Source organism: Chitinophagales bacterium, from assembly GCA_040877935.1.
Classification (GTDB): domain Bacteria; phylum Bacteroidota; class Bacteroidia; order Chitinophagales; family CAIOSU01; genus JBBDNB01.
This window is the reverse complement of record JBBDNB010000001.1, coordinates 136,809-155,238: the sequence shown is the minus strand read 5'-3', so window position 1 is coordinate 155,238 and position 18,430 is coordinate 136,809. Positions and strand designations below refer to the sequence as shown.

Here is an 18,430-nt window from a genome sequence, read left to right as displayed (position 1 = left end):
AAAAAAATAAAAACCATATGATAGTTTTAATTATTAGTTTGCTGGTTTTGTGTAGTTGTAATATGTCTAGCCAATCAGAAAATGATTACAACAGTAAAGGAGTTGCTAAAGACAAGCGAGGAGATTTTAGAGGAGCAATATCAGACTATAATGAGGCAATAAAGATTGACCCTAAGTTTGCTATAGCATACAACAATAGAGGTCTTACCAAAGACAAGCTTGGAGATTATAAAGGGGCAATATCAGATTTTAATGAGGCAATAAAGATTGACCCAACAGTTTATCATTTTTACCGCAATAGAGGTCTTACCAAAGCCAAGCTTGAAGATTATAGAGGTGCATTATCAGACTTTAATGAAGCAATAAAGATTGACTCTAAGGATTCTCAAGCTTACTACGATAGAGGATTTATTAAAGACAAGCTTGAAGATTACAGGGGTGCAATATCAGACTATAATGAGGCAATAAAGATTGACCCTAAGTTTGCTATAGCATACAACAATAGAGGTCTTGCCAAAGACAAGCTTGGAGATTATAAAGGGGCAATATCAGATTTTAGTGAAGCAATAAAGATTGACCCTACTGATGCTTTAGCTTACCGCAATAGAGGTCTTACCAAAGCCAAGCTTGAAGATTACAGGGGTGCAATATCAGACTATAATGAAGCAATAAAGATTGACCCTACTGATGCTTTAGCTTACCGCAATAGAGCTCTCACTAAAGGCAAGCTTGAAGACTTTAGAGGAGCATTATCAGACTTTAGTGAAGCAATAAAGGTTGACCCTACCGATGCTTTAGCTTACTATGGCAGAGGTGTTCTTAAATTAATAACATATAAAATGAATGAAGGTTGTATAGATTTGAGTAAAGCAGGAGAGTTGGGATATCATGAAGCTTACGATTTGATAAAAAAACATTGCAATTAACAATAAAATATTATGCAGCTAGAAAGATAAATGTTTAGGAGGCACACTTAATAGAAACTTGATACTTTTTAACCATGTTACTTTATAAATTGGGATTGTTTAGGCAAATAATATATATTCAGTAAACCACCTCTAAGAATGGATGGAATCTTTGATGTTTTAATAATTATCGGAATAATACCTTTTTTAGTAATATTTACCGTAATATCATTAGGGTTGGGTGCATTTACTTTGCAAAAATTAGGTTTAGAAAAAAAAGATAGTAAAGGAGACAGCATAGCCCATAATGTTATTAGATTTTTTGTAGGAGCAATTGTTTTTATAATAGTGTACGGTATTTACACTTCAATATTTCCATCTCCACATCCTGATGAATTTGAAATGCCGTATAGGCGTTGATAATTCCTGAAACCTCTAAAAATGGGTTTGTATCGCTTATTTTTTAAGTGAATAAATTAAGCAAAAACAACTACATTAAATTTTAATAGTATTCAATTGTTCTTTTGACGGCATATGTAATAGAATCACCAATTGAAATGTATTGTTTAATCCAGTTGCCCTTATCGTCATAATCGTATTGATAGTTGAGATTTTCAAGTTTAAATGGCACATCGTAAAGCATAACCATTTCACCGCCTATTTCTACTTCAATGGAGTCCATGTTTGGAGATTCCATTTCATGTTTAATTATATCACCTTGTTCGTTATAAGAAATTTTGTGTTTAAGTATCTCCTCATCATTGTTATCGTATAAATTTAATCCTATTAAAAGATTGTCTTTATAATGAAATTTATAATAAGTATCAACTCCTTGTTTTGCATAATTAATATATTCATATGGTCTATACATATAATCAAAAAATTCATAACCGGTTAATGTTTTTGCAGCAATATCGCCAAAATCATAAATGATATCAGACTTTTCAACCTTATTTTCAGTTTTGTAATCGTATTTAATTGTTTGGAGTAGAGTTGAATCCTTACTATATGGTGAATATATATATGTATAAATAGAAGTTAAACTTGCTTTAGAGTCGTAATTAAATTCTAATATTTCATTAAGCTTGTTGTTATTTTTCAGTTTTAAAATAATGTTATTATTTCTATCGTATTTGATTAGTGATGTGTCATTGTGCATATTACCTTGCCGATTAACTATTTTTACTACTTTGCCTTTATCATCATAAAATAATTTAGTAAAGTCTCTAAGAGGGAATACATTGAATTTTTCATGAAGAGAAAATGAGTCATATGGTATGTCAGTAAATTTTTCCACAAGTTTTCCCTCTGAATTTTTTTTAAATAGACTCTTGCGAAAAATGAATAATATAGATTCTAGATAACCGTCTTTATTGAAAAATAATTTTTTATCTCGCCCATATGAAAGCTGAAAATCATCAAAAAAATACGGATCAGAGAAAGGATATTTAAAATTTAATCCATTTTTTGAATCATACAAAATTTCGTGCTCAGGTTCTGTTAAAATTATTTCCCCGAATTCTTTTTTAGCACCAAAGGTTTTTTTTTCTACACTTTTAACAAGCCCCTTCAACCTATACTTTTTAGTAGTTTTTATTAGTTCTAAATCTTCATAAATAGTGTAGCTGTTATTTTTTTTGTTGTTATAACAAGAATTAAGCGATATAAGAAAAAAAAGAGCTAGGAATAAAAGTTTGCTACTATGCATGTCTAATTACAGTTTATATAATGATTATTCAAGTAAATACTGACTATATTGTATTTATTAATACTTTTCAATAAGCTGTATTTATTAGCTTCGGCTGGGGGTAAGAAATAATCATTATTATAATTTGTAGATATTTTTATTATATCACCTGAATTAAATTCATTTTTATTCATTGATAATGGGTGAGATTTCAAAAATATATCATTTTGATAAAGAGCAATGTTAAATACGATATCTCCTTTTTTAAAATTAATTTTTGAATTGTTCTTCAACTTTACTTCAAAATATTTAGTCCCTTTAAATGATGAAAAATTATAGTCTACATCTAAAACTTCAATATCATCTTTATTGAAAGAAATATTAATAAAAGTATTTGCTTTGGATTCTACTTCTGAACATTCGGAATTCCGTATTTTTTTAGAAATTTCTAAATCAGACATTTTGGTATTTATACAGCCCAACTTTTCGCAAATTTCATACGGTTTATTATCAAAAGGAGCTATTAATCCCTTTGAGTCAATTATTTTAAGTTCTTCTTCAATTTCTCCAATAAACAATATTATATTTTTACCCTTTTTTCCATAACCTAACGGACTGGCATTCGCAAAAACTTTAAAATAATTTTTATTTACTTCTCTAGTATCTATAACTTTATAATCATCTATTTTAGTGAATCTTTTAAAGCTGCTGAACTTTGGATATAATTCTAAAGCTTGCTTATTATCCTCAAATTGATATGCAATAAGAAAATTTTCAGCTACATGTAGGGCATTCTTTTCTGAATAATGACAAGAGCTTAGAATAAAAATACATGTTGATAGGACAATACTTATTTTCATATCCATTTTTTGCTTTAGATTTTTTATCTGAAAAAAAATGCAAAACAATTTTAAAGAATTAAACGCAGAGTATTTTATTTAAAGCAGTTTAGCAGAAAAAACATTTCTAAAGAAATTTTTCTGTCGCAATATTTAAACCTTAAAATTAAGTATTTTTCCTTCTTTAAATTTTATTGCCTACTTTTTAATGAGAAAATAATAGATGTGGTGTCAATTGTTCGATTAAGTAGGTGTCCCCCCCCCGCTGGAGAATAGCACCTATGCTCAAAGCAAAGCCTTCTTGTATCTTCAGTAAACGGACAAAATCACATTCACAAACCCCACAACAAAAAACCACAGACATGACCTACCAATATTTTAAAGTTGACATTGAAAACAAAGTAGCGAAAGTTGCTTTCAACAGGCCGGAAAAGTCAAATGCGCTTCACATGGAGGCCTGGCAAGAAATGCAAAGCATTTTTGAAACACTTTCAAATACTCCTGAAGCAAGGGCAATTGTGCTGTCAGGAGAAGGGAAAAACTTTTGTGCGGGGATTGATTTAGAGTTGTTGATGTCGGTGGCCCAATACAATGATATAGCATGTTCCGGAAAGAAAAGCGAGAAAATAAGAAGCCTGGTGCTGAGGCTACAGGAAGCCGTTACAGCAATAGAAAAGTGTAGCAAACCGGTATTGGCTGCTGTTCATGGCGGATGTATTGGAGGCGGGCTTGACATCGTCTCAGCTTGCGATATGCGCTATTGTAGTGAGGATGCATATTTCACGATCAAGGAAATTGATTTGGGCATGGTCGCTGATCTTGGAACCTTGCAGCGCTTGCCAAAATTAATTTCTCCCGGAATGGTCTCTGAAATGGCATATACCGGCAGAAAGGTCCACGGAACGGAGGCCAGGAATATTGGCCTGGTCAACCAGTGTTATCCTACAAGAAATGAACTAATGGAAGGCGTTGCGGAAATTGCGGCAGTCATAGCCGCTAAATCTCCTTTATCTATCCGTGGAACCAAAGATGTTTTGAGATATGCCAGAGATCATTCCGTAGATGATGCGCTAAATTATATGTCAACCTGGAATGCAGGAATGTTGCTTTCTGATGATCTAACAGAAGCATTCAAATCTACCATGGAAAAGCGCAAGCCTAATTTTGAAGATTAAAATACGCCACAAGACATAACCCTTGCAACAGCGGTGCTCAGAATTTACAGTTCCTCATGGTAATTTGCGTTTTCTAATTTCATTTACGGGAATGAGGACATTGAGTGTCCCGTACCCGAAGGGTTGGGATGTATCGAAATGACCGGGATTGAAAATGAAACCCTTTAGCAAAGACCAACTGTCGGTTTTTTCGGCAAATCCAGAAATATAACTTTAAGATTGTAAATCCAAAAGAAGGGTCGCGCCATCCAATTTAACTTTTAAGCAATGGAAAAAATGAAGGTTGTTTTATAAGTAAACATCCAACTTCCTGCTGTGAAAGAATGGCGTACAGGCAATGAGCAAAGCCTTCTTGTGCCTTTTATACGATTTCATTTAATGCCATTTGGTCTGATAAATAGCGCACATTTAATGCCCATGAGGTATATCGAATGCCCGACTTCCGCAGCCAGTTCGGACATGCACTTTTTAAAAACCATGCCAGCATATTTACTAAAATGTAAACTTTAAACCTGCTCTTTCCAATTTACGGAAACTTATTTTGTAACTTAGGCGTATGCATATTGTAGAGGTTTCATCGAACAAAAAGCACCAAGTAGAGGTAAAGCTCGTGGAAGATGTTGATTTTAAATCAATTGGGAAAGAGCGTTATTTCTTTGATTGGAAGCTGGAGCGAAAATATGAGATATATAAATTACAAATCGTGGGAACAAGAGATATTTTAGGTCTTATTTCTTTGGAGAGAATACCAAGTGAATGGAGAGTGCACATTAGACTTCTTACTGTTTCTGTTGAAAACAAGGGAACAGATAAAAAGTACGATAAAATAACAGGAAATTTAATCGCCCATGCCGCAAAAATAGCAGTAGCAGATTATGCCGAATTAGCCTGTGTTTCACTTAGACCAAAAAGCCAGATTGCCCAACATTATATCGCTAAATACAACATGTCATTAACGGGCATGACTTTAAGCATGGAAGTGCCAGAAATATTGGATTTAATAAATACATATGACCATGACCAATAAAAAAAACAGAAACGAAAATCCTGAGTTTGGTTTAGACTCGAGATATAAATCAACTAAAGAGCGCAAAACAGAGGCTACTGCTTTAATGGAAGCACGATTAAGGAAAATGAAAAATTTATCCAAGGATCAAGTTATTCGTGCAAAACTTATACAGTTGAAATTAAGAATGGAGGCATACATCAATCAACCTGTTTTAGGTGATCGCAAATATTTTTCAGAGTTCTTAAAATTTTATATTGACACCATCTACACAAAAAGAAGTGTATTTGCGAAAGACATTAATATCACACCTGTTCGGCTAAGTCAGGTAATTAATAATCATAGAGCACCCAAAGATGAATTTATAAAGCGCTTAATGATCCATTCCGAAAAAGTATATGCTGACATATGTGAATTCAAAAATGAAATGTGGTATCAGGTCTATTATTATCAAAAGCTGTATGAAACAATGTCAAATCAGGATGAGTGGAGGCCCATGATTGAAAAACACATTAAACTCAGTGAATCGATAGAATAAATTCTTTCCGATTGACAATACACCCATGCTCTTATCCATCAGGTGTTTGCAGCAACAATAATCAAAAAATCAACTGCCACAGAAATCTTATTCTCCCCTATTTGCTTAACTTTAAGCACTATGAAATTCAAACACCTATTCCTCTTCCCGATCTTATTATTTCTTTTTGCTTGTTCCCCACAATTGGCCTCTTTTCAAGTGCCGCCAGATCTCAAAGCTCCTGATTACAGCAATCCCGATCATTGGGGTGCATTGCCATTTCGCCAAGATGCAGCAGATGTAGTTCCCCATGGAGAAAAATGGATTTCCGATTCTTTAAAGGAAGTGGATGTTTTTTATGTGCATCCCACAATGTACCTCAAAGGCGATACCTGGAATGCAAGTATTGAAAACGACAAACTCAATAAGCGAATTGATAAAAAGCCGGTGAAATTACAGGCAAGCGTTTTCAATCGTTCTGCACGTGTATTTGCTCCCCGCTATCGGCAGGCCCATATCCATGCCTTTAAGGAAGATACTGTTGAGGGAAAGAAAGCATTGGATTTTGCTTATCAGGATGTGGTCAATGCTTTTGAGTATTATCTTGAAAATCACAACAATGGCCGCCCGATTATTATTGCCGGGCACAGTCAGGGTACCTGGCATACGCGCAGGCTTTTAAAGGAATACTTCAATGGCACGGCTTTGCAAAAGCAGTTGGTTTGCGCTTACTTGGTTGGTTATGCGGTGTATAAGGACGATTATCCTGAAATAAAAGTTTGTGCCCAGGCTACTGAAACAGGTTGTTATGTTTCCTGGAGCAGTTTTAAGGAAGGGTATTTTTATCCCGACACAACCCAGGATATTCTTGTAGGAGAGGTAAGCGTGAATCCCATCAGTTGGACAACAGACACGGCATCAGCTTCCGGTGATATTGCGGTATTGCTAAAGCCACAAAAGAAGAAGCGCTATTACACAGAGGCACGCATCAAAAATGACATGCTTTGGGTAGATACCAAATTGTTGTTTGTGCGCAGGTTCAACACAATGCATGTTGTAGATTATAATCTTTATTGGGACAGTATCCGTAAAAATGTGGCCACCCGTGTAGAGGAGTTTTTAGAGTAAAAGATTAATTTTTGCTTCACAATTTGCAAATTATACTTCCAAATTTGGAATATCGATCTTTGGAACTTCCAGTTCGCTTTCCCTTTCTTTCAATTCCCTTAAATACTTTATCGATTCAGGAATTGAATCGCTGATGACAGTAATGAACGATCCTGGTTTAGCCTCTTCAATGGATTTGGTAATGGCTGTTTTTTCATCAGGCACATACAAGACCGATTTTTTGGCGTCAACACTGCTTATACCTTCCATTAATAAATCGCGAATGTCCTCTGCTTTGCGGCCTCTTAATTCAGCATCTTGTCGGATGATGATTTCATCGAAAATCCTCCCACTCACTTTTCCGAGCTCTATGATATCCTCGTCCCTTCTGTCGCCCGTGCCGGAAATCACACCTACTTTTGGAAAGCCATCGGTTCTTTCTAGAAATTTGCCAATGGCCTCCATTCCCGATGGATTGTGGGCATAATCGAGCATCACTTCAAAATCCTTGAATTTGAAAATATTCATTCGTCCCGGGGTTTGTGCCGGAGAAGGAGTGAAAGTTTGCAGTGCCAGCCGTAGATCTACCAGATTGACATTCCGGAGAAATGCCGCCAGCGTGGCGGGCAACACATTCTGGATCATAAAAACAGCCCTGCCGGAAAAAGTAAGCGGAATATTCGCCACTTTTTCAACGGGTATTTTCCAACCGCCTTTGTTGATAGTGATATAGCCATTTTCATAAATCGCTGCAATGCCACCGGCTTTGCAATGTTCAATAACAGTCTCGTTGTTTTCGTCCAAGCTGAACAAAGCAATATTCGATTTGATGTCCTTCCTCATTCCGAGAATTAGCGGATCATCTGCATTCAAAATAGAATAACCTGATGGAGTGACATTTTCCACAACAACAGATTTAACAAGGGCCAATTTTTCCAATGAATCAATGCCCTTCATGCCCAGATGGTCAGAGGTAATATTGGTTACAATTCCAATATCACACTGGCTGAAGCCAAGCCCTTCGCGCAGTATTCCGCCCCGTGCAGTTTCGAGTACGGCAAAATTCACCGTAGGATCGCTAAGAATAAACCGCGCGCTTTTAGGTCCCGTGCAGTCGCCTAATTCCAGCGTACTATTTTGCACATAAATTCCATCGGAGGTGGTAAATCCTACCTGGTATCCGGCACTTTTCATGATGTGTGCAATCAGTCGGGTGGTTGTTGTTTTTCCATTGGTACCTGTCACTGCCACAATGGGAATGGTAGCTTCCTGTCCCGGTGGATAAAGCATGTCGATAACCGGTTTGGCCACATTCCTGGGCAAGCCTACTGTTGGGTCGAGGTGCATCCTAAAGCCCGGAGCCGCATTCACTTCAATTACTGCGCCTGCATTTTGCGCTATCGGAGATTTGAGATCTGAAGCCATAACGTCAATCCCGCAGATATCGAGGCCGATAATCCTAGAAACGCGCTCTGCCATAAACACATTGTCGGGATGCACAGAATCCGTAACATCCGTAGCGGTTCCGCCTGTGCTGAGGTTGGCAGTGGTCTTTAAATAGAGTATTTCCTTGTTCGGTAAAACAGAATTTAGTTTAAGTTTTTTTGAAGTCAAAATATGCTGGGTCATCTTGTCCACTGTAATTTCTGTAAGCATATTTTCATGTCCAAATCCTCTTCTTGGATCTGCATTTACCGCATCAATCAGTTGCTGTATGCTTGATTGACCATCACCTACTATATGTGCGGGAGTGCGTTTTGCCGCAGCTACCAACTTGTGATTGATCACCAAAAGGCGGAAATCGTGGCCTTTTATCCATCGCTCCACTATTACCCGTTCTGAATATTTTTGTGCCAATTTGAAAGCTCTTATAGCATCCGGCTCCTTTTCAATATTGGTGGTGGCTCCTTTTCCGTGGTTGCCATCTATGGGTTTTATCACACACGGATAGCCCACTGAATACAATTCACTTTTTAATCCTTTCTCATCGGTGCAAATTCCACCATAGGGAACGGGAACTCCGGCCCTATGAAGCAAAAACTTCGTGTCTTCTTTGTCACAGGCCAGATCCACTCCGAGGCCACTTGTCTGACTGGTCATGGTGGCCATAATGCGCTTTTGATGAACACCATAGCCCAACTGAACCAGGGAAGCTTCGTTGAGGCGCATAAAGGGAATCCCTCTTTTGACGGCTTCATCTACAATGGACTGTGTGCTTGGACCGAGTTTATATTCTTCCCTAAGCACTTTTAACTGCTGAATGTCATTTTCTAAGCTATAGTTTTCTCCAGAGATCAGTGCTTCCACAATTCGCACAGCTGCTTTGGCGGCATATACCCCTGCTTTTTCCTGTGTGTAGTTGAAAACCACATTGTAAACACCTTCTTCACCCGCTCCTCGAGTTCTGCCAAAGCCACAGTCCATACCGGCAAGCGTTTGAATTTCGAGCGCCACATGCTCAATGATGTGGCCCATCCAGGTGCCTTCTTTGATGCGCTCGAAAAAACCACCTTCATGCCCTTCTGAACAGTGATGTTCGTGCAAAGTTGGCAGTAGTTTTACAATTCGTTCATAAAAACCATCCACCTTATTTGATGGAAGTAGTTCCATTTCCTCCAGGTCGAGTTTCATAACGACAAGCTTATGTCTTCTGTTCGACCAGTAATTGGGGCCTTTAAGTAATTTAGTATCAAGTATCTTCATAGAATTTGTGTTTATTGAGCAGGGTTGAATTGGCTCCAGCAATTGTTATGGCCTGTCTTTGAAAAGAATATGTTAGCTCGGGTAAGTTTGGAGAAATCTTTAGCTAACTTTGTTTTTAGGAATCAGTTCCTTTAAAGATAGCCATTAAGACTATCTTCAACAACAATTATGAAAAAACCAAAAGGTATTTTGATCGCAATTGGCGGAGCGGTAGATAGAGGCACTGGCTCTGATCTTGAAAATTCAGAGGCACGCAGTGATAAATTTTTGGAAGCCGGCATTTTAAAGCGAATGCTGGAGGAGATTCCAGGAATTACCAACCGCATTGAGGTCATCACCACGGCATCTATGATTCCCGAAGAAACGGGGCAGCACTATGTAGATGCTTTTGCCCTTTTGCAAAATGAAAACATTGGGGTGATCCACATCAAAAGCAGGGAAGATACGCTGGATAAATCTTATCACAAGCGACTTTCCGAGGCCGAAGGTGTACTTTTCACAGGGGGAAATCAATTGAGGTTGACCACTATTTTTGGAGGCACCAACCTTTTATCGCTTTTGTTGTCTAGATATCAAAACGAACAATTTGTGGTGGCGGGGACAAGTGCCGGAGCCATGGCCATGTCAACTGTTATGATCTATGGGGGAAGTAGCACAGAAGCCCTTCTGAAAGGTGAGGTAAAACAATCCCGTGGATTTGGGTTTATCCAGGATGTTACCTTCGACAGCCATTTCATCAAGAGAGGACGCTTTGGAAGGCTTTGTCAGGCGATTGCCAAAAACCCTGCTAATGTGGGGATTGGACTTGGAGAAGATACAGGCTTGCTGATTAGGGATGGAGATCATATGGAAGCAATTGGGTCTGGTCTGGTTACCATTGTAGATGGCAGCAAAATCACTTACACCAATATAGCAGAAATCAAAGATGGAGAGCCAATATCTATTGAAAATCTTATTGTTCACATTCTATCTAAGGGACACAATTACATACTTTCAGAAAGACATCTAATCTAAACTTGCTCGGCTACTTGTAAATTTCCGCTCTTGCAGCTTCACGGTCGGTTACTACTCCGCGATACATTCCCTCGGTATTGAAAGTCATTACATAATTTCCATTTTGATCAATTGCCACAACACCTCCTTCACCATTTTGATTTTTCAATTTTTCAAGAATCACAAAGTCAGTTGCTTGTTTTAATGTCCAGCCCCTGTATTCCATCAGGGCTGAAATATCATATGCCACTACATTTCGAATGAAATACTCCCCGTGACCGGTTCCCGAAACGGCACAGGTTTTATTGTTGGCATAGGTTCCCGCACCGATTATGGGTGTGTCGCCAATTCGGCCATATCGTTTGTTGGTCATTCCGCCCGTTGAAGTAGCTGCCGCAAGATTGCCCTGTTTGTCAAGTGCGACAGCACCAACAGTTCCTAATTTTTTGCCGCCATTTTCAATATTTCCTTTTAGGTCTTTATTTTCACCGGAGTGATCGAGTATTACCTCATCTTGTTCTTGGGCGCGCATCAGTTGACGGTGGCGTTCTTCCACATAAAAATAGCCGGGTTCCTCCAGCTTTACATTTTCTTTCTTGGCAAATTCCTCTGCTCCTTCGCCTGTTAGCATTACATGTGGCGAATTTTCCATCACTTTTCGCGCAGCCATAATTGGATTTTTTATTTGCCGCACACCTGCCACGGCTCCTGCATTCATGCTGAGACCGTCCATGATGGAAGCGTCCATTTCGTTTTTTCCCTCGTGGGTAAATACCGAACCCCGCCCTGCATTAAAAAGCGGTGAATCTTCCAATACAATTATTGTCGCTTCCACAGCTTCCACAGCATTTCCACCATTTTTCAAAATTGATTCGCCCGCCTTAAGTGCATGAATTAGTGCCGCACGGTAAGCTTCTTCTTTTTCAGCGGCCATATTCTCTCGCAAAATGGTTCCTACTCCACCATGAATAAGCAATACAAAATCTCTGCGCCCCATCTCTTTTTAATGTAAATGTACATCATCGGAGGCATAATTTGGAGATGGCGACCGCGATTAAATTGCAAACTGTCCACTCATGCTAAAATTACTGAAGCGGTTTTTGTTCGCACAAATTAAAATCAGCTTAATGCATAGATTCGCGCCTCATCTTGATTGTCCTACTGCTCATCCAGCGGGCCGTGATCGTGCCCGTAATGCTCATGTCCTGGCTTTCTGCCATACTGATCAGGTTCACCAGAAGCGGGCTGTTGCTGCTGCTGCATCTGATTGTTCTGCTGCTGTTGCATCTGATTTTGGGGTGGATGATCATGCCCGTAATGCTCATCTCCCGGCATTCTGCCGTACTGATCTGCTTCACCGGAGGGTGCTTCTTGTTGCTGTGGCGATTTTGTTTGTTCCTGCTGAGGGGGTTGTTCCTCTTTGCTTTCCTGTTCCTCTGAACTATTTTGATTACAAGCCCAGAAAGAAAATGTCGCTAAAAATGTGATGCCTATAATTTTCTTGATGTCCATTTTATCTGATTTTTAATGAGTTAATTGTATTTAAACGCTCGACACAATGCATACCAACCGCTTTATTTTATGAAGGTATAAAACGTTTATGACAAAAATTATGACACAATGATTTTAATACAATTTTTTTATTTGGATTTGAAATATGCACCCTATCATTTTCACAAACAATCCTGTTTTTAGGCTAATTATGGTTTAAACCCTAATTTTACTTGCAGCGTTAAGCACGATACTATTTTAAAGAAAGAAAATACAATGCCCAAAAAGGAAAGCAAGAAACAAGAGGAAAAAGAGACATTTATCAACCCGATAGACAAGGACAAAATAGCGGAAAACCCCGGTTTGCTGCCCTATGCACATACTGTAGGTGGCGTAAGTATTAAGCCCATTGACAAGGGAAGAATAAAGGGTACATCTGTTTCGGCCATGCATCAGCAGACCGATCTGCAAATGAAGCAGATCTACGATCAAATAGAAGTATTGGCAAAACAGGCCAGGGAAATTCAAAAGCGAAAAGAAATTTCAGAGCATATTTATGCGGCAGATATGAGCTTTCGCCCGGTTATCGGCCAGCGGTATTATTTATACCAGAGATCTGATAAAAATTTTGTGCTCTCAATGATCGCAAAAGACGAATGGGGCAGAAAAATGCCTTTTGAAAAATACCTTGCCGAAGTAGAGTTATTGGCAGACCACACTTGGAGTGTTATTGAAGAAAGTGAGGAATGAAAAACAGATGTCTCAACAAACTGATCCATACCGAATACTTGGCGTATCGAGCACTGCAAGTGACAGGGAAATAAGAAATGCATACAGAAAGCTCGTGCTGGCCTATCATCCTGACAGAAACAAGGGCAGTGCTGAAGCGGCACAAAAATTTAATAATATTCAAAGTGCTTATGAACAAATAAAAGAAAGCAGGCAAAAACCACTTCGAAAAGGCGATGCACAGCAATCGGAATTTATTTTTTTCCGGACAATAAAAGACCTCTTTAAAATTCGGATTATACTTCCTAAAAGAGAAGTTATCCAGGGGCTTTTTGAAGTAAAAGTATTTTCCCGGGAAAAAAGAAATGACATTCACTTAAAACTTCCTGCGGGTATAGAATTGATCAAAAAAGGCATCCCCGAAAGGATAATATTAAATACGCCCCAGGGCCCGGCTACAGCCTGGAACACTACTTTTTACCTAAAAGGAATTCATACAGGGCATTTCCAGATAGGTCCTGCATGGTATGTACAGTCTGGTACGAGGTATATTACAGAGCGTGCATTTATCAATGTTTATAGAGAAGCAAGCTATAAGAAAAAACAAAAAGGTGAAAAACAACTCAACAGAGTAGTGCAGGGAATAAGTATTGTAGTGATGTTGTTTATAGTATTTATTTTAGCCTATAATGTAGTGATGGATCGTGTTGATCCTGAACGCAAAAGACGCGCCCTGGCCAGGGATGGAAAAGTTATTCCCGATTTTAGATTGCAAACAGGAGCTACCCCCTACAGTTCGTATTATGGTGAAAATATTATAGACCCAAGCTCTGCACATCAAATAGAATTTATTGCAGATCCAGTGCTCGATCAGGTGGTATTTTTAACTGAATTGCACAGCGGTAAAGTTATTCGGCACAATTATGTGCTCTCCAACGATACTTTTGTAATGAATCAAATACCTGATGGCACTTTTTATATTAAGGTTTTTTATGGCAGGGATTGGGATGTGAGCAATCGTTTAAAAAGGGGTAAACTCAAAGGGGGATTTAATATTTACCGGAAGTTTATCAGCTTTACTGAAAAAGATCAAATACTAAGAATGGAGCGCAGCACACGTGTTGATTCTCTGGCATTTAATGCTTATCGAATTACCTTATATAAGGTAAAAGGAGGAGAAGCTCCTGCCCGGAAAATGGAGGAAGAACAGTTTTTTAACTAATAACAAATAGCACTATTTATAACCCGAGTCTGGAAATTATTTAGTGCACACCTGCCCGACTATTGTCATTCCCGTCCGAATGGCATGGCCGGGCGGACAGGCGGGGAATGCCAGAAAATAGTAAAGTAAGCATAAAACAATGCCTGCAAATTTTCCATTAACTTTACAGCAAAACAGCTCAAAATGAAAGTCATCATTCCTGTTGCCGGAGCAGGTACTATGCTCAGGCCTCATACCTACACACAACCCAAGGCACTAATTCCCGTAGCCGGAAAACCCATTCTCGGTTTTATTATAGATCGTTTGCAAGAGCAGGGTCTGAATGATTTTATCTTTGTTGTTGGCTATCTTGGAGATAAGATAAAATCCTACATAAATGATGCCTATCCTGAGATTAAAGCCGAATTTCCACTTCAAAGCAAAAGAGATGGGCTCGGACATGCTATATGGACCGCTAAATCTTTTGTGGGTGAAGATGAAGAAGTGCTAATTTATTTGGGCGATACCATTATTGAAGCAGATTTGCAGGAAGTGGTCAACAGTAAATTCAGCACTGTAGGTTTAAAAAAGGTAGATAATCCAACACAATTTGGCGTGGCTGCACTTGGTGATGATGGTTTTTTGACCAGTGCTATTGAAAAACCACGATTTCCAAAATCAAACAAAGCATTGGTAGGTGTCTATAAAATCAAAGAGTCTAAAGCACTGTTTGAATTCCTAGAAGAGCAGGTAAAAAAAGAAAAAAGAAATTCCGGTGAAATTCAATTGACCGATGCCATTATGTCTTTGATCAAAAGCGGTGTAAAGATCAAATCATTTAAGGTGAACAACTGGTATGACTGTGGAAAAGCAGATGTATTACTCGAAACTAATGCAATCTTGCTCAAAAAATGGGGCGGTTCAAAAGATATAAATGAGCACTTTTCCAATACCGTAATTGTAGAGCCTGTGAGCATAGCAAATGGAGTGAAAATCAGTAATTGCATTATAGGACCTAATGTAACCATTGGAGAAAATGCAGATTTAGAGAATGCGATTTTAAAGAACTCTATCATTGGAGCCTTTAGCCGGCTTAGATCTATTGCACTTCATGATTCCATTATTGGCAGTGATTGTATTTTAGGTGGAATGAGTCAAAGTTTGAATATTGGCGATGATACAGAAATTGATTTAAGCGGAAGAAACAAAGAGAATGGACAATAGAATTACGCAGTTATTTGGTATAAAATACCCCATTATACAAGCTGGAATGATATGGGTATCTGGCTGGAAGCTGGCATCGGCAATCAGCGAAGCAGGTGGTCTGGGTATTATAGGTTCGGCATCTATGTACCCCGATGTATTGCGCGAGCATTTACAAAAAATGAAAAAGGCCACCCAAAAACCTTTTGCTGTAAATGTGCCGCTGCTCTATCCCGATATCAATGAATTGATGGAGATTATTATTGAAGAAAAGGTGCCTATTGTATTTACTTCAGCAGGAAATCCAAAAGTATGGACAGCGCATTTGAAAAAACACGGAATCAAAGTAGTGCACGTGGTGAGCAGTGTAAAATTTGCTAAAAAATGCGAGGAAGTGGGAGTGGATGCCATTGTTGCTGAAGGTTTTGAAGCAGGTGGGCACAATGGCAGGGAAGAAACCACTACCATGTGCCTGATACCGGAAGTACGCGAGGCCATAGATATTCCATTGATAGCAGCAGGGGGAATTGGTTCCGGGAAAGCCATGCTGGCGGCATTTGCTTTGGGAGCCGAAGCCGTGCAAATAGGAACTGCATTTGTGGCTACCGAAGAATCCTCTGCACACCAGGCTTTCAAACAAAGCGTGGTAGATACCACTGAAGGCGCCACAAAATTGACTATGAAAAAAGTAGTGCCCGTGCGCTTGATAAAAAACAAGTTTTACAATGCTGTGCAGGAGGCTGAAGATCGCGGAGCTTCACAGGAAGAACTGGCACAATTGCTTGGCAGGGCAAGGGCAAAAAAAGGGATGTTTCTAGGTGATCTGGACGAAGGGGAACTGGAAATTGGGCAAATAGCATCTATGGTAAAACGCATTCGTCCGGCTCAGGAAGTCTTTTTTGAAATCTGGAATGAGTTTAAAGCAGAGCAGGAAAGAATTGCTGAGTTGGAACTCGAATAAATTTATTTTTCTACTGCTATGGGGGTATAATGCCTATTCCGGTTAAACTTTCTTCAGTGTAAATCCAAAAGTAGAGCCCACACCAATTTTACTGCGCACATTGATCACCTGTCCATGTGCCTCAATAATATGCTTTACAATGGCAAGCCCCAATCCGGTGCCACCCATGTCTCGCGCACGGCTTTTATCAACCCGGAAAAACCGTTCAAATAGGCGATCAAGATTATCTTCTGCTATGCCAATTCCATTGTCGGTAATTTCTACCAGGTAATTTTCGTCCATATCGTAAATGCCTACCAGTGTTTGTCCTTCTTCCTTGCCGTATTTAATGCTGTTGGAAAGCAAATTAACCATTACCTGCCTGATCTGTTCTTTATCGGCCTTCACATATTTTGGACTGTTTTCAGGATCCTTGAACTTTAATACAATATCTTTTAAGTCAGCCTGCATTTCAAGTGAATCAAAAACATCTTTTATCAATTCTACAATGTCAAATTTCTGTTTTTCCAGAACAAGCGTATTGGTTTCAAACCGGTTGATTACATCTAAATCTTCTACAATTTTATTTAGTCTATCTAGGTTTTTACTTGCTTTGTATAGATAGTTTTTGTTGATTTTATCATCTTCCAGCCCACCATCAATTAAAGTGTGCAAATAGCCCTGAATGGCAAAAATAGGAGTTTTCAGCTCATGTGATACATTGCCGATAAACTCTTTGCGAAAGCGAGAAATATCTTTAAGCTGTTGTATTTCTTGTGTTTTGCCTTTTGACCATTCTATTACTTCTTTTTCAACTCCTTCCAACAAATCAGCATTGAGTTCTAGTGGCTGCACCTTGCTCTTTGCTGTTTTAAGACTGTGTATGGTTTTGTAGATCAGTTTTATTTTTCGGTAAATAAATTTGTCTATAAAGTATTTTAGCAACAAATAGGATAGTGCATATACTACAATAGGAATTAGAAAAAGGGCAAGTATTTTATAAAAATCACCACTGAGAACAAACAATACTCCAGACAACAAAAAAGTGAGCAAGGCCAGTATTGAAGAAACGGTAAAAGCGATTTGGCCGGAACTGACATTTTTCATATTTAGTAGTCAAATTTATAACCAATACCTTTTATGGTTTTAAAATAATCGTCAGATAATTTCTCACGCAATTTGCGGATATGCACATCAATAGTTCTGTCGCCCACAATAATTTCATTGCCCCAGATTTTGCTCAAAATCTCTTTGCGTGAAAATACCTTTCCGGGTTTTGAGATCAGCAGGGAAAGCAATTCAAATTCTTTTTTGGGCAAATTTAAAACTTCATCTTTATGATAAACGATATATTTTTCCCGGTCAATAGTAAGTTCTCCAACAGTAATTTTTGTTGTAAGGGAGTCATCGGAGAATCTGCGCAATAAGGCTTTTATCCTACTGATCAAAACTCTGGGCTTGATGGGTTTTGTTATATAATCATCTGCACCTACATCAAAACCCGCAATTTGGGAATAATCCTCATTCCTGGCAGTAAGAAAGCTTATAATGGTGTTTTTCAACTTCGGAATAGCACGCAATTCACGGCAAGTCTCTATGCCATCCATTACGGGCATCATTATATCAAGAATAATCAATTGGGGATTAATATCTTCTGCAATTTTGATGGCATCCCTGCCATTTTCCGCTGTATAGATATTGTAGCCTTCCTTTTCTAGGTTGTACTGCATAAACTCCAGTATATCGGGTTCATCGTCAACCAATAAAATTTTAATTGAGGTGGCCATTTTTTTTGGTTTTTGTCAATACAAAGGTAAGCTCTACTCTAGCCATCGTTTATTAAATCATTGTTAAGAATGCATTAATAGATTGAATTATTCTCGCAATAGAGAAAATGCCTGAAGCCTATAAATTTATTTAATAAAACCGAAAGA

The 18,430-nt window shown here is 38.4% G+C and carries 18 protein-coding genes; 11 read left to right on the top strand and 7 right to left on the bottom strand.

Features of this window, described 5'->3' with window-relative positions:
* Positions 1–17: 17 nt before the first annotated feature.
* Both WD048_00770 and WD048_00765 read left to right on the top strand, forming a co-directional pair.
* Complete coding sequence (locus WD048_00770) at positions 18–926, top strand: tetratricopeptide repeat protein (protein MEX0810714.1); 909 nt, start codon at positions 18–20, stop codon at positions 924–926.
* A gap of 138 nt (positions 927–1,064) precedes the next feature.
* Entirely contained in the window at positions 1,065–1,325 is a 261-nt protein-coding gene (locus WD048_00765; GenBank protein MEX0810713.1) for a hypothetical protein, read from the top strand.
* Positions 1,326–1,407: 82 nt separating this feature from the next.
* On the opposite strand, the gene WD048_00760 is transcribed toward WD048_00765, so the two are convergent.
* Complete coding sequence (locus WD048_00760) at positions 1,408–2,613, bottom strand: hypothetical protein (protein MEX0810712.1); 1,206 nt, start codon at positions 2,611–2,613, stop codon at positions 1,408–1,410.
* 2 nt (positions 2,614–2,615) lie between these two features.
* Entirely contained in the window at positions 2,616–3,452 is an 837-nt protein-coding gene (locus tag WD048_00755) for a hypothetical protein (GenBank protein MEX0810711.1), read from the bottom strand.
* A gap of 341 nt (positions 3,453–3,793) precedes the next feature.
* Here WD048_00755 and WD048_00750 point away from each other — a divergent pair, with 341 nt between their 5' ends.
* The 4 genes from WD048_00750 to WD048_00735 all read left to right on the top strand — a co-directional run bounded on the left by WD048_00750 (position 3,794) and on the right by WD048_00735 (position 7,257).
* Positions 3,794–4,606: a crotonase/enoyl-CoA hydratase family protein gene (locus WD048_00750; GenBank protein MEX0810710.1), complete on the top strand. Its 813-nt coding sequence runs from the start codon at positions 3,794–3,796 to the stop codon at positions 4,604–4,606.
* A 556-nt stretch (positions 4,607–5,162) separates the two neighbouring features.
* On the top strand, positions 5,163–5,633 hold the full coding sequence (locus tag WD048_00745) for a hypothetical protein (protein ID MEX0810709.1): 471 nt from the start codon (positions 5,163–5,165) through the stop codon (positions 5,631–5,633).
* Complete coding sequence (locus tag WD048_00740; GenBank protein MEX0810708.1) at positions 5,623–6,150, top strand: hypothetical protein; 528 nt, start codon at positions 5,623–5,625, stop codon at positions 6,148–6,150. The genes WD048_00745 and WD048_00740 overlap by 11 nt, the downstream gene beginning before the upstream one ends.
* Before the next feature lie 120 nt (positions 6,151–6,270).
* Complete coding sequence (locus tag WD048_00735; protein MEX0810707.1) at positions 6,271–7,257, top strand: DUF3089 domain-containing protein; 987 nt, start codon at positions 6,271–6,273, stop codon at positions 7,255–7,257.
* A 30-nt stretch (positions 7,258–7,287) separates the two neighbouring features.
* On the opposite strand, the gene cphA is transcribed toward WD048_00735, so the two are convergent.
* Complete coding sequence (gene cphA / locus WD048_00730; GenBank protein MEX0810706.1) at positions 7,288–9,939, bottom strand: cyanophycin synthetase; 2,652 nt, start codon at positions 9,937–9,939, stop codon at positions 7,288–7,290.
* 168 nt (positions 9,940–10,107) lie between these two features.
* Here cphA and WD048_00725 point away from each other — a divergent pair, with 168 nt between their 5' ends.
* Positions 10,108–10,953: a cyanophycinase gene (locus WD048_00725; GenBank protein ID MEX0810705.1), complete on the top strand. Its 846-nt coding sequence runs from the start codon at positions 10,108–10,110 to the stop codon at positions 10,951–10,953.
* 10 nt (positions 10,954–10,963) lie between these two features.
* Here WD048_00725 and WD048_00720 read toward each other — a convergent pair whose 3' ends face one another.
* A complete protein-coding gene (locus WD048_00720) occupies positions 10,964–11,929 on the bottom strand; it encodes an isoaspartyl peptidase/L-asparaginase (GenBank protein MEX0810704.1) in 966 nt (321 codons plus the stop codon).
* 161 nt (positions 11,930–12,090) lie between these two features.
* Positions 12,091–12,444 (bottom strand): hypothetical protein, encoded by a 354-nt coding sequence (locus tag WD048_00715; GenBank protein ID MEX0810703.1) that lies wholly within the window; start codon positions 12,442–12,444, stop codon positions 12,091–12,093.
* Positions 12,445–12,699: 255 nt separating this feature from the next.
* Between WD048_00715 and WD048_00710 the strand changes: the two genes are divergently transcribed.
* The 4 genes from WD048_00710 (at position 12,700) to WD048_00695 (ending at position 16,517) form a co-directional block, all read left to right on the top strand.
* Positions 12,700–13,173: a DUF2452 domain-containing protein gene (locus WD048_00710; GenBank protein ID MEX0810702.1), complete on the top strand. Its 474-nt coding sequence runs from the start codon at positions 12,700–12,702 to the stop codon at positions 13,171–13,173.
* Between the two features lie 7 nt (positions 13,174–13,180).
* On the top strand, positions 13,181–14,374 hold the full coding sequence (locus WD048_00705; protein ID MEX0810701.1) for a DnaJ domain-containing protein: 1,194 nt from the start codon (positions 13,181–13,183) through the stop codon (positions 14,372–14,374).
* A 183-nt stretch (positions 14,375–14,557) separates the two neighbouring features.
* Positions 14,558–15,577, top strand: coding sequence for a sugar phosphate nucleotidyltransferase (locus WD048_00700; GenBank protein MEX0810700.1), 1,020 nt, complete (start codon positions 14,558–14,560; stop codon positions 15,575–15,577).
* Positions 15,567–16,517: a nitronate monooxygenase gene (locus WD048_00695; protein ID MEX0810699.1), complete on the top strand. Its 951-nt coding sequence runs from the start codon at positions 15,567–15,569 to the stop codon at positions 16,515–16,517. The genes WD048_00700 and WD048_00695 overlap by 11 nt, the downstream gene beginning before the upstream one ends.
* 42 nt (positions 16,518–16,559) lie before the next feature.
* Here the strand turns inward: WD048_00695 and WD048_00690 are convergent, their stop codons facing one another.
* On the bottom strand, positions 16,560–17,603 hold the full coding sequence (locus tag WD048_00690; protein ID MEX0810698.1) for an ATP-binding protein: 1,044 nt from the start codon (positions 17,601–17,603) through the stop codon (positions 16,560–16,562).
* A gap of 2 nt (positions 17,604–17,605) precedes the next feature.
* Positions 17,606–18,283: a response regulator transcription factor gene (locus tag WD048_00685; GenBank protein ID MEX0810697.1), complete on the bottom strand. Its 678-nt coding sequence runs from the start codon at positions 18,281–18,283 to the stop codon at positions 17,606–17,608.
* Positions 18,284–18,430: the final 147 nt, after the last annotated feature.

Coding starts and splice junctions, on each gene's coding strand:
- WD048_00700 (MEX0810700.1), top strand. CDS start 14,558: ATGAAAGTCATCATTCCTGTTGCCGGAGCAGGTACTATGCTCAGGCCT.
- WD048_00695 (MEX0810699.1), top strand. CDS start 15,567: ATGGACAATAGAATTACGCAGTTATTTGGTATAAAATACCCCATTATA.
- WD048_00735 (MEX0810707.1), top strand. CDS start 6,271: ATGAAATTCAAACACCTATTCCTCTTCCCGATCTTATTATTTCTTTTT.
- WD048_00740 (MEX0810708.1), top strand. CDS start 5,623: ATGACCAATAAAAAAAACAGAAACGAAAATCCTGAGTTTGGTTTAGAC.
- WD048_00705 (MEX0810701.1), top strand. CDS start 13,181: ATGTCTCAACAAACTGATCCATACCGAATACTTGGCGTATCGAGCACT.
- WD048_00770 (MEX0810714.1), top strand. CDS start 18: ATGATAGTTTTAATTATTAGTTTGCTGGTTTTGTGTAGTTGTAATATG.
- WD048_00760 (MEX0810712.1), bottom strand. CDS start 2,613: ATGCATAGTAGCAAACTTTTATTCCTAGCTCTTTTTTTTCTTATATCG.
- WD048_00720 (MEX0810704.1), bottom strand. CDS start 11,929: ATGGGGCGCAGAGATTTTGTATTGCTTATTCATGGTGGAGTAGGAACC.
- WD048_00755 (MEX0810711.1), bottom strand. CDS start 3,452: ATGAAAATAAGTATTGTCCTATCAACATGTATTTTTATTCTAAGCTCT.
- WD048_00710 (MEX0810702.1), top strand. CDS start 12,700: ATGCCCAAAAAGGAAAGCAAGAAACAAGAGGAAAAAGAGACATTTATC.
- WD048_00725 (MEX0810705.1), top strand. CDS start 10,108: ATGAAAAAACCAAAAGGTATTTTGATCGCAATTGGCGGAGCGGTAGAT.
- WD048_00745 (MEX0810709.1), top strand. CDS start 5,163: ATGCATATTGTAGAGGTTTCATCGAACAAAAAGCACCAAGTAGAGGTA.
- WD048_00690 (MEX0810698.1), bottom strand. CDS start 17,603: ATGAAAAATGTCAGTTCCGGCCAAATCGCTTTTACCGTTTCTTCAATA.
- WD048_00715 (MEX0810703.1), bottom strand. CDS start 12,444: ATGGACATCAAGAAAATTATAGGCATCACATTTTTAGCGACATTTTCT.
- WD048_00750 (MEX0810710.1), top strand. CDS start 3,794: ATGACCTACCAATATTTTAAAGTTGACATTGAAAACAAAGTAGCGAAA.
- WD048_00765 (MEX0810713.1), top strand. CDS start 1,065: ATGGATGGAATCTTTGATGTTTTAATAATTATCGGAATAATACCTTTT.
- WD048_00685 (MEX0810697.1), bottom strand. CDS start 18,283: ATGGCCACCTCAATTAAAATTTTATTGGTTGACGATGAACCCGATATA.
- cphA (MEX0810706.1), bottom strand. CDS start 9,939: ATGAAGATACTTGATACTAAATTACTTAAAGGCCCCAATTACTGGTCG.